Genomic DNA, 12,297 nt, shown 5'->3' on the forward strand with positions numbered 1-12,297 from the left:
TCGACCGGGGGACGCGCCCGCCGAGAAACGGTCAGCAACGGTCGGCAGCACATGGCAATCTGTCCATGGGTCGCGCGGGTAGTCGATCGATCGAAGGGCGCCATGGTGAGAAAGCGGCAGGCGAAGGGCAAGTGCCAAGTCTGCTACCAGCTCTTTCCCCTAAAACCTAAGGGCCAGACTATTCCCTGGCACAGGGTGGGCATCACTGGCGAGGGGTGCCCGGGCGTGGGCCGACCCCCAGTGCAAAAGCCCCAGAACGCCAAGAAGCCCCTACCTGACAGTCGTGACGATTTTGAAATCAGAATTACGGCACTCGGCCATCCGGGGACGGGTAAACGGCGGTAGGTTCCGCACCGCGCTCATCCCGCCCGCAGCCCACTTCCCCACCCGCGCTCCGCACCTGCTCCCCCGCCGACATCGTGCACGATCCCGGCATGGACGCACCGACCCGCGCGCAGATCCACCGCTTCGTCGTCACGCCACTGGCCCCGGCCGGTGCCACCGGTGAGCAGCTCGACGCCGCGACAGACGCGCTCCTGGAGCGGGCGCCGTTGGCGACGTGGTCGTGCGACGGCCATTGGTACAGCACCGATGAGGTGACGTTTGAGGAACTGCAGCGGATCGTGAACGAAGTGGTGGGCGGCTGATCACGCCTCCGCCGGCCGGTACCCCGGCCCGTACTCCAGCTTGTCACCAGTCGGTGACAGGATCACCGCCGTGCCCACCAACGCGATCGATTCCCTGCTCGCCGACGCCGTGACCGGCGCCGCCCACCCCGCCGTCGCCGAGGTGATCACCGATCCGTCCGGCCGCCCCGACGCCTGGACCAGGCTGACGGTGAAATTCGCCGACGGATCGGCCTGCTACATCAGCGCTGAGACCGTCCGATGACCCGCGACGGTCAGCCGGTACACCAGTGGTCCAAGCATCGAGGACCTAGAGATTGCGGTGGACGGCCAGCGCTACCGGCTGCGTGTTGTGCGGACGGCGGCGCCGACCCGCGCCAGCGGCTGACCGCGCCGCAGCACGCAGGGTGTCGGTGCGGCGGCGCAGACTGCGGAGCATGAAGCTGATCCACCACTGCGAAATCTGCCGCCGCGAAGAGATCCTCACGCCGGACGAGGCCTTCCAGCTTGGCTGGGATTACCCGCCACGAATGGGCGCGTTCGGCGTGATTTCACCGCGGACCTGCGGCAATTGCCTGATGAAAGACACCGTCTGGGCCGCGTTAATGATGCAGGGGAAGGCACCTGACCAGCTGACCGACCGGCAGCTGGCGACGATCGCCCGCATCCAGGCGGAGCCGGCGTCGATCACGGTCCCGAGCGAGAACTAATCTGCGTCTCGACCGTTCGTGAAAGCGCAGCGTCACTGTCGCCGGGCGGTACGGGCTGCGTCAGCGCAGCGCTTGCGCGCGGCTTTGATCATCAGCGCGTCCGGATTTTTCCAATGCGTGAGGTTCAGCGGCGGCCCGGCCATTGCGACCAGTTCGCGCTCAAGCGGTTTGGGATCCGCCGCGGGATGCACGGCCACGTCAAGGTGTCGGCGCATCCAGGCGCTGAGCCTTTCTTCGCCGGTCTCGTCGAACCGATAGTTGCGGTAGTTGGTTTCGCTGGTGCCGGCGCTTCTCGGTTCAGGTTGGAGACCAAGCTCATCGATCAGCAGCGCGCCCAGTGATCGACGCAGCGTGGAGAATCCGCTGCCGCCCGCACGGAAATGGGTTTCGAACTCCCGCTGAGCGAGATTCGACGACAGTCCGATGTAAAGACACTCTCCGGATCCGCACTGGAGCCCAGGAAGGGCACCGTCACGGATGAAGAACGCATACACGCCGGATGCTGCTGGGGCATCGAGCAGGTCCAAGCGAGATCGACGGTCCGACAACTGCGCTAGCACCAGTGTTGCGTCCATTCACTGAACCTAAACGAGGTGCACCCTGCCCGCGCCCCAGACGCGATCTGTCGGTCTCCCTGCGCAGACTGCAGGCATGAAGTGGATCCCTGAAACCGACACCATGGAACTCACGGCGCGCAACATCACCGCGCTTACAGACAAACTCTCGGATCCGCTCAGCGCCAGGACCCTGATCAGCCCTGACCCGCATCGCATCCCCGTGACAGCCGTCGAATCCGCCGGCGCGGCCGAGGCAGTCGCGACGCCCGGCACCGTCTTTCTCACCCGGGCGCAGCTGCAGACGCTGGCCACCGAGGGGGCGACGGTGCGGGTCGGCGGTGTGCGGGTCCGCGCGGTGGCAGACGCTGAGCACTACCGCGATCGGGCGGCGGGTGAGGTGTACATGCCGAGCAGCGGTGAGCGACGCTAGCTGGCTTTTGACTCCGGCGGTTCATCGCCTCTCAGGATCGTCCCGCCGGGGACGATTCCGTCGTCGTATGGCTCCGCCGCCTGCACGATCCGCGGCGCCTCACGGCCGGCACCTTTGCCGGCACCACCCATGCCTCCGCCCATCGGCGCCATCGGTGCGCCCATGCCCCCAGGCGCGGCCGCGGTGCCGGCGGCCTGCGCGGGCGCGGTGGAGGGCATGCCACCGGACAGGTTGACCTGCGGCGATGGGCGGCCGGTGACGTTGGTGCCCGTGACCAGGTCTTTCACGCTGTAGCCGGGGTTCGTGGCCCGCGGCGACAGCACCCCCACCGGGCTCGCGCCAGCACCGGCAGCACCGATGGCGCCGGCCAGGCCGGTGGGGGTGCTGTCGCCGCTGTCACGGCGTTTGTCAGCGGCCTTCGGTGTCGGTGTTCCGGTGGGGGCACCGCCAGCTGCTGCCTGCGGGTGCTGGCCCTGCTGCTGTTGGGGCTGGGCCTGGGGCTGTTGCTGACCCTGCGGGACCTGCGGCATCGTCGGCATCTCCGATTTCGACAGGTCGGTTCGGGGAGCTGTGCCGGCAGGGGTGGACGGCGCGGCACCAGCCGGAGTGCGTGGGGCAGCGGGGGTTCCGGGTGCGGGGGTGGATGGTGCCGAAAATGCTGGGGGCTTGAGGGATCCGATGCTGTTGGAGATTCCAGGCAAGCGAGGCCGCGTGCCATCGATCTTGCTATGACTGTTCGCCTGCCGCTGCTGCTCAACTTTGGTGGTCAATGTCGCCATGCCCGTCACGAAGGCCTCATCCGCTTCGGCGCGTTGCGCCCTCAACGTATTCGCGTACTGCAGCGCCGCTTTCGCCGCTGCCGCTGTAGATGCCTTTTGAGCGGGGGTTCCCAGTTCTTCCGCAGCTTGCATCGCACGTAGGGCTTGAGCCTTAGCGGCATCGGCAGCGTCGATGTCCGCGTCTTTGGGGGCCGAACCCTCCCAATGGGCTGCCAACTGTGCGGCTTCGTTCCCGGCTGCGCCGACCGCATAAGCCACCGCGGTCGTGCGGCCCACCTCCTGCCCACCCTGGTGAAGCGAGTCGACAGCGCGTGTGAGGCCGTCGCTGTCCCCCTCGGCTGCAATACCGTTCGCGCCGGATTGAAGGCCGCCCTCCACACCGCCGGTGCTCGTACCGACCTGACGCGCTTGTCCAACGTTTCGTACAGCGGTGAAGTCAGGATCCTGGAACTCGCTCATGCCCCTATTGTTCCAGCGGAACGCCCCGCAGCGGGTGTCCGGCGCGACTTATCGGGCGGTAATCGCCTCAGCGCCAAGGCGGTCCAGGGCTGGGGCTAGATACGTGGCAGTCGATGCCAGCCTGTGATCGTCGCTGCTGGCCATGATCCCTATCAACCACGCAGATCCATCGGCATCGACGACGAACGCTGCGGCACCGGAATCCCCGCCCTTAGCGGTGCGCGCGAAATGCACACCACCCGGATCTGTCGCGCTCAGCAGGGGTCCACACGCAATTCCCGTCACAGCTCCGTAGAAGCAGATCGGCGTCTTCATCGGAAGATCGCGCACCTCAGATGCCATCAACGTTCCAGCTACAGGCCAAGTTCCAGCAAGAATCGATGCGCGGGCTCCTGTCGGCGTCCAAATCACAGCCGAATCGTCTGCATAACCGGTGGCGGGATCAGGTATCCCATCGCTGTCGGCCGCATCGACAGCCACACCGAGGTCGTGTGCCGGCATACCATCAGGCCCGGTGAGCTGCTGAGGCCCGGTGGCATTCATCGCGCAGTGGCCTGCAGTCAGGAACCCCTGTCGGTCACCGGCGGTGATAGCAGGGCCAACTGTGCATCCAACGGTGCGTCCGTCGACAGTGTCGTGCGTGATAGTCGCTCCGGGACGGGGTGAGGAACTGTACTGGGTGCCCACCAGTGAATCGCGCGGCATCGACACGCCCTGACCGGTGACATCGACCCACACCCGCTGATCCGCAACCGGAGCAACATCTTCCAGGGCCGCGGCCTTCAGCTCGCTCGACGGCCGCGCCTCTCCCGCGACCGTCGCGCTGCAGCCAGCGGACAGCGCGGTTACCGCCGCTGCTGCGAGAGCGGCGGCAACAGAGACTGCCGCACGACTGATCATCTGTACATCATCCCACGTCAGCCAGCAGGCGTAGCCGAGATGTTTGCCGCCCTGGCATTTTGGATCGCTTCGAGACCGCCGTTCCAGGTACGCATGTCAAGCGTTGTCGACCGCAGATGTGCGTGCGCCGCATCTGCTGCATCGGCCGCCTCGGTCATCGCTCCGCTCACCGCCGTGAGGAACTCGGCGATCGCTCCAGCAACCGAGCCGGTCGCCCCAGCTGCACCGGCGGCGGCCTCCTCCCCGTGCCGTCGAGCCTCCGCAGCAGCGTCGGGCAGCGGTGCGTACGCCGCTTCGATGTCAGACAGTTTCCGATTGAACCGGCCGAAGTCCTTGACTTCGACTTTCTTCTCGCCGGTCATGTCAGCCCTCCTCCCCCGCCAGTTCCTCGGTCGGCAACGCCCACTCGTCGGGCAACGACTTACCCGGAACGAACGAGAGGTCGAATTCCACCAGCTCAACCAGATATTTGTGCAGCGCCGCGGCCAGCCGCTCGACGTGCTCCGCGGCTGCCTGGATCGTCTGCGCCCCGCCGGATGCGGCCACGGCGGCATTCGCTGCTCGCAGCCCGACGATCGCTTCCCACAGCTCGGCGGGTTTCGTACGTTGATCGCCGACGCCGATCTCCGGCGCCACCGCTGCTATTTGCTCCGCGCTCACTTTCTTTCTCATTCTCTCGGTTAGACGTTCTGAACTTCCTGCGCGCCAGTGCTATCGATGTCCTGCATCCCGTTCACCAGCATTTCCAACTCCGCGAGCACCGCCTGCACCGCAGCGGCAGCAGCATCTACATGCGTCCCGCACCCTTCGATGCAGTTGCCCAACGCCGTCAGCGTCGTCCCGTAGACCGGGGCGGCGCCGTCCTCTCCCGCGGCCGCCTCGGCGGTCGCAGCAGCGACCTTGCTCCCGGCATCGCGCCTAGCCGGGATCTGCTGCGCCAACCCATTGAGCTGGGCCAGCACGCCCCTAAACCCCTCCCAGCTATGCACTTCGATGTCACCCATCAGTTCCCTTTCTCCATCTCGGCTTGGGCGTCGACCACGATCGCGTTGACCATGGTCACGAACCCCGGTCCGGGGGTGTAGGTGCGGGCCACAGCGTCGTAAACCTCTCCTCGCTCGACGAGGATGCGGCCTGTCGTGGCCTGCGGCATCCGCTTCACCGGCGCCCGCAGCGCCCGCAGATATTTCTCCATGTCCGTCATCACCGCCGCCAACTTTTGAGCCACTACCTGCTTTTGAGCCAGCGGCGACGGCTGCCGTGGCGGGAGCTCCAGCTGCACCACCGTGCCTTGCCCGGCGCAAGCCAGGGCACTGCCGACCGCGTGCATAAATATCTGGTCATCGCGGGTTGCACCCGTGATCGGTGGAATCTTCTGAGCCATCACTTCACCACCTTCGCGTCCATCGCCGACGGTGCCGCCGACGGAACGGATTCCTTCAACCCGGTGTCAGTGGCGCCGGCGTTCGCCGGCCCGCCGCCGTTACCTTGCGCCGGCACACCCGGCGTCCCAGCGGACGTCACGCCGCTCGGGCTGGCATCGGCCGGCACCCCTGTCTGCGCGGTGCCGCCCGGCACCGGGTAGGACACGCTGGCGGGCGCCTGCCCGGAGACAGGACCAGTCGCAGCGCCGCCCTGCGCTGGATCTAACAAGTGGAAATAGCCTGCGCGCGAGCCCATGTCGCGCGGTAGCTGATCCGCCGAGACCACGGTGTACGCCTCGGTGTCGTAGAACTGGCCGTCGCCGAGCAGCAGATACCTGTGGTCGCCCGCCACCAGGATGTCTCCCGGCTTGGCATCTGACGGCGCCACCTGCTGGCCTGGGTCCTGTCCGGGTGTCGGCGGCACCAGCCCGGCCTGCGCAGCTGCGTCGGCCAGGCTCAGCGGGTGCGCCGGGTCAGCCGCGGCCAAGAGCTGCGCCAACTTTGCGGTTCGTGGGTCGGGGAATACCGACTTGTGGCCCTTGACGTCTACCTCGGTGTTCGGCTTCAGCTCCGCAGCAGCGGGTTTCGCGCCGGACTTGCCAGCAGCGGCGGGGCCGGTGGCATCCGCGGCGCCAGGAATCGGAGCGGCGGCCTTCTGCTGCACCGCGTCACCGCCGCTGAGTTTCGCTTTCTTCTCCGCCTTCTCGTCGTCGTCGACGAGCTTCTTACGATCTCCGTCGTCGACGAGCTTCTTGCCCTGCGGGGCGAGCGGGGACCCGCCACCCATCGGTGCGCCACCACCGTGGCCGAGCGGGGACCCGCCGCCCATCGGGGCGCCGCCCATGTGGGGAACGGTCGGCATCTGCGGCATCGCCTGCTTTCCCAGCTGCGACAGCAGCCTGTCGATGTCGCTTTGCTTCTCCGGCGTCTTGGCGGCTGGCGGCGCAGCAGGTGCGGCGGGAACCGTCGGCATCGCCGGCTTCGGCATCGGCACCGCGACTGGTTTGCGATTGCCGACCAACGCCGCCCCGCCCGGCGCCAGAGGCGGTACGGGACTGTGGCTGAACAGCTGCGAGAGCTTCTCGTTCGAGGCCTTCATCGTGGTGGTCACCTGCTTCATCGCCGACTCCAGACTGGTGGCCGCGCCAGGGTCGGTCACGGATCCGCCGGCCAGCTGCCGGCGGATGTTGCCGTTCGTTTTCGTGACCGCTTCGTACCCGTGCTCGGCGGCGTCCGACGCGGCTTTCAATTCCGCCATGATCTTCTCGGTCTGAGACGGCAACTTCGCCATCGCGGCGAAGTGGCTCTGCAGCTGACTGCGAGCGCGCAGCATGTAGGGTTCACCGCTGCCCTGCAGCTGGCGGTCCAGCTGCGCAAACGTGTCGGCGATGCCCTTCAGCCAGGCATCCGTCGCGGCTTTGACCTCAGCCGTGTCCAACCTCAGCGGATCCGGCGGGGTCTGGCCCCAGACGGTGCCGCTGGGGCCATCCTTGAAAGCGAAGACCTTCTTGTTGGCGTCGGCCAGGGCCGTGTCCGCGACCTTCGCAACCTCAGCGGCGGCAGCGGGCAGCATAAAAGTTTTCACGCCATCCGGTGGCTCCCACTCACCGCAGGTGGAGCTAGAACCGCCGTGGGTGGCATCCCAGGCGGTGCCGGCGGCCATCCCGACCCAGCCGATCGGCCCAGGGATGGTCCCGACGAGGTTGAGGGCGCCGCCGACGATGTTTCCGCGCTCAAAGTCCTTCACCGCCAGGCTTCCCGCGGCCACGCTGCCCACCACGGGCAGCGCCCGCATGCCGAATTTTGCTGCGGCACTGCCTAACAGAACCGGCGCTTTCTTCGAAGCGGCATCTGCCAGTTTGCCGCTGACCTGCCATTGGCTCTTGTACAGGCCCGGCACCTTTTTCACCCAGTCCGGCGCGGTGTACGGCGGCGGCGGCTTCGTGGCCGTGGCCTTCGCAGCACCGGCGGCGCCATTCACCCCGCCCTTGCCGCCGGCATCCTTCGGCAGCGGAACCTCTTCGGCGTCGATGATCCGCTCAGAATCGACATGCCTCGGCCCGCTCACCGTCCGACTCCTGCCTCGGCGAACTCGCCGGCGAACTCGAAGCTGTAACGCCTCACCGTGCTCGTGCTGATTCCCAACTCCGCCGCAATTTCGTCGATCGGCTCGCCAGCCTGTACGCGGCGGGCCACCGCCCGACGCCCATCGGTGTCGGGGATCCGATACGCGAAGAACCTGCCTGGGATACCTCGCTGCTTCTCCATGCGCACGGTGTAGCACCGATTTCCATGCGGCGTGGCACGCGGCGCGGTTTCGAAACACCCCCCTCCGCGGCGCCACTGTGACCAGCATCACAGTGCAAGTTTCGGACGGCATCCCCGCCCTGCACCGCGCCCGGCAACCGCGCCGGCATCGGCACCCGATTCGCCGCCCCGCCACGGCGGGCGCACCCGGCACGGCATCCGGCACGGACAGCACCCGTTGCCGGATCGGTGCCACGCCGCGTGGCACGGGGGCGTTGACCGTGCTTGCGGCGCAACAGATTCGGGCGCATCCTCAGCGGCATGACTGCAACTGCTGAGTACATGGAAATCAGAGACCGGATCGAGACCGTGGCGGCATTGGCAACAGCAGCGGTAAGAGGGGTCGAGGTGCTCGACCTCGACGACGCGGATTCGCTGTCAGATGAGGTGAAGACCGCGGCTGCCGACGCCGTGTGGAGCGGCCTCTGCGCCGGCATCCAGTCACTGGATCGGCTCGACCGCTGACCCACCCCCACCGAGCAGCCCCGGCCGCAGTTGAAAGCGGCTGGGGCTGTTGCGGTGAATGCAGCTGCGAGTGTCGGTGGCGGCGGGGAGGATGAGCAGGTGAGCGAATTCTCTTGTAGCTGCCCGGAGCCTGAGCTGCTTCCCGGCGACCGCTTCCCTTTCATCACCGTCGACGGGCTGCATGCGCTGACCGACACCGAGCACTGGCCGCCAACGCGGCCGGTGATGATCCGCATCGGCACTGGCGCACCGCGGCTTGCGTACGTGGCCAGCCAGATCGAAACGGTCGAGTTGCACGGCTCCCCGCAGCGCGTCTTGCTGATCTCCGACACCGATCCCGCCCTCGTCTCCGGCGACCTGCCCGATCAGCCGCCAACGACGGTCGGCGAACTCATCGCAGCACTGCAGGAAATGGGCCCTGATCGCCCCGTGGTGACCCGGGCGCCACATGGAGGGTACGGAACGGTGCGGATCGGCACAGCGACGCTCCAGGAGCGGCGTGGGCACCCGCGCGGTGAAGGGATCTATGTGTCGGCCGGAACCAGGGTCGTCGATACGCCGGTCGGCTCGCCGGTCGAAGCGGTGACTTTGTCTTGGGAGGACGATCAGGCGATCGCGGCGCGGGAGGAGACGCGGTGAGTGACAACGCCAAACACCGCATCGTTGATACCGCCGACATCGCGGGCAAGCTGATCTGGTTCCGCTGCCTCATCCCGGGCGACGAAAGCGGGGAAAGCGAGTACTCCACCGAGATCCCCACCGGCCCCGTGAAGACCGTAGGTGAGCTGTTGGAAAGGCTGCAGTACATCCCGCCGGAGACACCGCTGCTCACCAGCGGCTACGAAGGCGGCCTGACCACCGCTGGGCTGAGCCTCATCGAGGTCCAGCAGCTCGACCGCCACGGCGATCAGGAATGGCTGGGTGATCTCGACACCGTGGCTGAAGCGCAGCGGCAGGCGGCGCTGTCCCCCGGCGACTTCGAATTGGCGATCGCCAGCCTGCAGCCGCCGACGCTGGTGGGTCAGCCGTTTTTCGCTGTGCATCTGTACCGCCCGGGGCGGTGATGGTCGGCGCCGGCTGTTCTGCCCTAGTCGTGGAGCTATCTGTTACGGCTGACAGGCTCAGTGAATGACCAATGCCGACCAACCGATTGTGGAGCTCTCAGGTATCCGCGTTCATCCAGCTGACTCCACCGGAAACAACCTCATTGAGTTCCAGGGGGTTCCTGAGACAACAAAGGCAGTCCGCGTTCCCGAGGACCTCGCGAAGCGCCTTACTGACCTGGCGCTCCACCGAATTGACCTGTCGGCGGCGTGGGAGTTCCTCGACGAGTTGGATCGCCACCGTCCTGCAACATCCGACGCACCGCCGACGTCCACGGCCACGGCCATCTGGCATTCGGCGCTCAACACGGCGATGAAGTGTTTCTTGTCCAGCAATGCCCGCCAGAAACTAAGCCCGGACAGTATCTTCGGCGGTACCGGACCCGAACGCGAGACGTTCGATTGGCTTCGGCACCTTCGCAACAAGAACATCGCGCACGACGACAATGACTGGATGCAGGCCCACCCGATCGCATTTATCGCGCAACTCGGATGCGAGCCGAAGGTCATCGACGTTCGTTGCGCGGTCCTGCAGATGGCTACTACGTGTGACGAAAACACCGCGAAACTTCGAATGGTGATAGACCGCTCGCTGGTCTGGATCAACGCCGAATACGACCTAGAACACCACGCCGTAATCGGTGCACTGCAGTCACGCGATCATCAGTCGCTGCTTGCGCTCCCGGAGTTCAGCGGTGCGTGGCCGAACAACGAGAGTATTGGGCGCACACGCTGACGCATCGACTGTTGGCCTGAAGGGCAACGCGGTTACACCGCCCGCAAACGCGAATCGGCGCCGTCACCGCCGCTGGCTAGGAACCGCTGCACTTCGGTGAGTGAGATCAGCCGCCGCCGACCGACTTTCACTCCAGCCAGCTTCCCGTCGCGCAACAGCCCGTAAACCAGCGACCGTGATACCCGCATCGCCGACGCCGCTTCATCCACCGTCAGCATGACTGGCAGGTCCGCGGCGGGCGGCGTGGCCGGTGCCTGCGATGCGCGCAGCAGCTGCGCCAGCGCGGCGGCCAAGGCGTCGGTGTCCATGCGGCTACGGTCGCCGTCGCCGGGACCCGGGTCCAGCGAGAACGCGCGACACGCCGAAGTACGGCGTGTTTCACGCACTTCCCCGCCCAGCTGTCGCCTGCGGGTGACACGCTGATGCACGTGGCGCGCATCCCCGATTACGTGACTGTGCTGGACCTGCCCAGCGGGCGGCGCTATGAGGTGCGCGTCGAGACCACCGGCGCTGATGGCAAACGCAAGCAGTCGCGTCGCCGGTTCCGCAACCTCAAGCAAGCGGTGGACTACCACTCCGGCATCACCGCCGACCGCAGTCGCGGCACGCACGTTGCGCCCGCCGACTTGACGGTGCAGCAGGCCGTCGAGGTGTGGCTCGACGGCCAGCGAATCCGGCCGAAAACGATGAGCGCCTACATCACCGCGCTCCGTCCCGTAGTCGACCACCTCGGCGACCGGACTGTGCAGAGCATCACCAAAGCCGACATCGAGGCGGTGGTGAAGGCGCTACAGGCCGGGAAATCGCCGCTGGGCACGTGGCGTGGCGCGACGAAGCTGACCAAGGGCAGGAAGAAGATTCGCGCCGCCTGGTCAGCGAACAGCGTCAACCCGATGCTCGCCCGGCTCCGATCGATCTTCGAAGACCTTGTGAATCAGGGAATCTTGGTCCGGAACGTCGCCGCCTTGGTCAAGCCGATCCCCACAAAACGTCCAGCCCTGAACACGCTCTCCGCCGAGCAGGTGAAGCAGCTGCTGGAGGCCACCGCTGACGACCCGTTCTGGATCGCGTGGGAGCTCGCCTGCTACGGACTGCGGCGGGGCGAGATTCTGGCACTCGACTGGCCCGCGGTGAACTTCAAAACAAACACGCTCGGCATCACAGCCGCCAGGCTCGCCACCGAAGGCGGATCCAGCACCGGCTCTCCGAAGACGGAGAGCAGCATCCGCACCCTCCCCATGCCTCCCGACCTCGCTGCGGCGCTACGTCGTGAACGCACCCGGCAGAAGGCGCTGCGACTGCAGCTCGGGTCAGCTTGGCCGGGCAGCGGAATGGTGGTGGTCGACGGCGTCGGTTCTCCCCCGCACCCCGACACGGTGACGCACGCGTGGCGTGACGCTCTGGCCGGCGCAAAACTCCCCCACGTTCGACTGCACGACGCGCGGCATAGCTGCGCGACCCTGATGCACCTGAACGGAGTTCCGGCGGCCGTGATCGCGGCCTGGCTCGGCCACACCGATGCCCGGTTCACCTTGTCCGTCTATGCGCACTCGAATGACGACGCTCTGGCGTCTGCCGCGACCACCATCGGCGGCATCGTCTCCGGCCGCGGCAACACCGCGAAATAGCCACCGCCTGAACGGAAGGGTGCCACGAACCGTGTCACCTCCGCTGCAGGTGGATAACCACCCGACCGATCAAGCTGGCCAGCTCCGGCTCAGATGGATTACAAAGCTGATGTGTCACATTGTGTCAACTTTCGACACGTGGCATGCGCCCAGAAACGAGAAAAACCACCCGT

19 protein-coding genes are annotated in these 12,297 nt (G+C 66.6%); 9 read left to right on the plus strand and 10 right to left on the minus strand.

Going from position 1 to position 12,297, the window contains the following annotated elements; translation table 11 throughout:
- Positions 1–434: 434 nt before the first annotated feature.
- The 3 genes from MJO54_RS13690 (at position 435) to MJO54_RS13700 (ending at position 1,336) form a co-directional block, all read left to right on the plus strand.
- On the plus strand, positions 435–647 hold the full coding sequence (locus MJO54_RS13690; RefSeq protein ID WP_240175064.1) for a hypothetical protein: 213 nt from the start codon (positions 435–437) through the stop codon (positions 645–647).
- A 70-nt stretch (positions 648–717) separates the two neighbouring features.
- Complete coding sequence (locus tag MJO54_RS13695; protein ID WP_240175065.1) at positions 718–891, plus strand: hypothetical protein; 174 nt, start codon at positions 718–720, stop codon at positions 889–891.
- A gap of 172 nt (positions 892–1,063) precedes the next feature.
- Entirely contained in the window at positions 1,064–1,336 is a 273-nt protein-coding gene (locus MJO54_RS13700) for a hypothetical protein (protein ID WP_240175066.1), read from the plus strand.
- A 32-nt stretch (positions 1,337–1,368) separates the two neighbouring features.
- Here MJO54_RS13700 and MJO54_RS13705 read toward each other — a convergent pair whose 3' ends face one another.
- Positions 1,369–1,863, minus strand: a complete 495-nt coding sequence (locus tag MJO54_RS13705) for a GIY-YIG nuclease family protein (RefSeq protein ID WP_240175067.1) — start codon at positions 1,861–1,863, stop codon at positions 1,369–1,371.
- A 124-nt stretch (positions 1,864–1,987) separates the two neighbouring features.
- Between MJO54_RS13705 and MJO54_RS13710 the strand changes: the two genes are divergently transcribed.
- A complete protein-coding gene (locus MJO54_RS13710) occupies positions 1,988–2,323 on the plus strand; it encodes a hypothetical protein (RefSeq protein ID WP_240175068.1) in 336 nt (111 codons plus the stop codon).
- On the opposite strand, the gene MJO54_RS13715 is transcribed toward MJO54_RS13710, so the two are convergent.
- From MJO54_RS13715 to MJO54_RS13750, 8 genes are all read right to left on the minus strand, one after another.
- A complete protein-coding gene (locus MJO54_RS13715) occupies positions 2,320–3,378 on the minus strand; it encodes a hypothetical protein (RefSeq protein WP_240175069.1) in 1,059 nt (352 codons plus the stop codon). The two genes, MJO54_RS13710 and MJO54_RS13715, sit on opposite strands and share 4 nt — an antisense overlap.
- Positions 3,379–3,609: 231 nt before the next feature.
- Positions 3,610–4,461 carry a chymotrypsin family serine protease gene (locus MJO54_RS13720; protein ID WP_240175070.1) on the minus strand — a complete coding sequence of 284 codons (852 nt, stop codon included), beginning with the start codon at positions 4,459–4,461 and terminating at the stop codon, positions 3,610–3,612.
- Between the two features lie 17 nt (positions 4,462–4,478).
- Positions 4,479–4,823, minus strand: coding sequence for a hypothetical protein (locus tag MJO54_RS13725; protein ID WP_240175071.1), 345 nt, complete (start codon positions 4,821–4,823; stop codon positions 4,479–4,481).
- Between the two features lies 1 nt (position 4,824).
- A complete protein-coding gene (locus MJO54_RS13730) occupies positions 4,825–5,121 on the minus strand; it encodes a hypothetical protein (protein ID WP_240175072.1) in 297 nt (98 codons plus the stop codon).
- Positions 5,122–5,141: 20 nt separating this feature from the next.
- Positions 5,142–5,465 carry a hypothetical protein gene (locus MJO54_RS13735; RefSeq protein WP_240175073.1) on the minus strand — a complete coding sequence of 108 codons (324 nt, stop codon included), beginning with the start codon at positions 5,463–5,465 and terminating at the stop codon, positions 5,142–5,144.
- Positions 5,465–5,845, minus strand: coding sequence for a hypothetical protein (locus MJO54_RS13740; protein WP_240175074.1), 381 nt, complete (start codon positions 5,843–5,845; stop codon positions 5,465–5,467). The genes MJO54_RS13735 and MJO54_RS13740 overlap by 1 nt, the downstream gene beginning before the upstream one ends.
- On the minus strand, positions 5,845–7,953 hold the full coding sequence (locus tag MJO54_RS13745; RefSeq protein WP_240175075.1) for a hypothetical protein: 2,109 nt from the start codon (positions 7,951–7,953) through the stop codon (positions 5,845–5,847). The genes MJO54_RS13740 and MJO54_RS13745 overlap by 1 nt, the downstream gene beginning before the upstream one ends.
- On the minus strand, positions 7,950–8,153 hold the full coding sequence (locus MJO54_RS13750; RefSeq protein WP_240175076.1) for a helix-turn-helix domain-containing protein: 204 nt from the start codon (positions 8,151–8,153) through the stop codon (positions 7,950–7,952). Before MJO54_RS13750 ends, MJO54_RS13745 begins: the two co-directional genes overlap by 4 nt.
- A 300-nt stretch (positions 8,154–8,453) precedes the next feature.
- Between MJO54_RS13750 and MJO54_RS13755 the strand changes: the two genes are divergently transcribed.
- The 4 genes from MJO54_RS13755 to MJO54_RS13770 all read left to right on the plus strand — a co-directional run bounded on the left by MJO54_RS13755 (position 8,454) and on the right by MJO54_RS13770 (position 10,496).
- Positions 8,454–8,657, plus strand: a complete 204-nt coding sequence (locus MJO54_RS13755; RefSeq protein WP_240175077.1) for a hypothetical protein — start codon at positions 8,454–8,456, stop codon at positions 8,655–8,657.
- A 99-nt stretch (positions 8,658–8,756) separates the two neighbouring features.
- Complete coding sequence (locus tag MJO54_RS13760) at positions 8,757–9,296, plus strand: hypothetical protein (protein ID WP_240175078.1); 540 nt, start codon at positions 8,757–8,759, stop codon at positions 9,294–9,296.
- Positions 9,293–9,721 (plus strand): hypothetical protein, encoded by a 429-nt coding sequence (locus MJO54_RS13765; protein ID WP_240175079.1) that lies wholly within the window; start codon positions 9,293–9,295, stop codon positions 9,719–9,721. The genes MJO54_RS13760 and MJO54_RS13765 overlap by 4 nt, the downstream gene beginning before the upstream one ends.
- A gap of 64 nt (positions 9,722–9,785) precedes the next feature.
- Entirely contained in the window at positions 9,786–10,496 is a 711-nt protein-coding gene (locus tag MJO54_RS13770; RefSeq protein ID WP_240175080.1) for a hypothetical protein, read from the plus strand.
- A gap of 32 nt (positions 10,497–10,528) precedes the next feature.
- Here MJO54_RS13770 and MJO54_RS13775 read toward each other — a convergent pair whose 3' ends face one another.
- Positions 10,529–10,804 (minus strand): helix-turn-helix domain-containing protein, encoded by a 276-nt coding sequence (locus MJO54_RS13775; RefSeq protein WP_240175081.1) that lies wholly within the window; start codon positions 10,802–10,804, stop codon positions 10,529–10,531.
- A gap of 180 nt (positions 10,805–10,984) precedes the next feature.
- Between MJO54_RS13775 and MJO54_RS13780 the strand changes: the two genes are divergently transcribed.
- Positions 10,985–12,124 carry a tyrosine-type recombinase/integrase gene (locus MJO54_RS13780; protein WP_434085445.1) on the plus strand — a complete coding sequence of 380 codons (1,140 nt, stop codon included), beginning with the start codon at positions 10,985–10,987 and terminating at the stop codon, positions 12,122–12,124.
- Positions 12,125–12,297: the final 173 nt, after the last annotated feature.

Origin of the sequence: Mycolicibacter virginiensis, from assembly GCF_022374935.2 — a bacterium.
In the GTDB taxonomy this organism is placed as follows: domain Bacteria; phylum Actinomycetota; class Actinomycetes; order Mycobacteriales; family Mycobacteriaceae; genus Mycobacterium; species Mycobacterium virginiense.